General features: G+C 58.8%; 1 protein-coding gene. It reads left to right on the top strand.

Going from position 1 to position 468, the window contains the following annotated elements; all coding sequences use genetic code 11:
* Positions 1 to 55 precede the first annotated feature (55 nt).
* The coding region (locus AC1RPY_RS07640; RefSeq protein WP_481763090.1) for a hypothetical protein at positions 56 to 468 on the top strand (413 nt) is incomplete at its 3' end.

Genomic DNA, 468 nt, shown 5'->3' with positions numbered 1-468 from the left:
GGATTACGAACAGTATCGGAAGGCGTACATACGGAAGTACGGTGAGGGTCCTGCGATGCGCCCTATTCCGATTGCGCCGACGCCTGCCGACATGGGCATCATGGAGCATGTGCACTACACACCGGGTGCCAACGTCGCGGGCATGGAGAAGTTGGGGCTTACGCGCATCGACGACTACCTGAATCAGGTGGAAGACGATTACACGTCGTCTGATGACGAGGCGGATAGCGAGCGTATCTCGGGTGTCGTGGATACGGCGCTCTCCGAACTGAAGGGGCGCGCAGTCCACACCGAATTCGGTGAGGGCGAGATCGTGCGGTGCGGTACTGCCGCGAAACACGTGACAGTGCGGCTCAGTAACGGATTCACGGTGAAGGCCCGTAAGTCTTCAACGTTCTTGCTGGAAAAAGAACCTGAGGGCCCGCTACGCCGCAAGATCGCGGATATCATTGGGCTCAAGGTAACGCC

It is taken from the genome of Dellaglioa sp. CoH-56-MRSF-12 (assembly GCF_056782075.1).
This window is presented reverse-complemented; position numbering and strand designations above follow the sequence as displayed.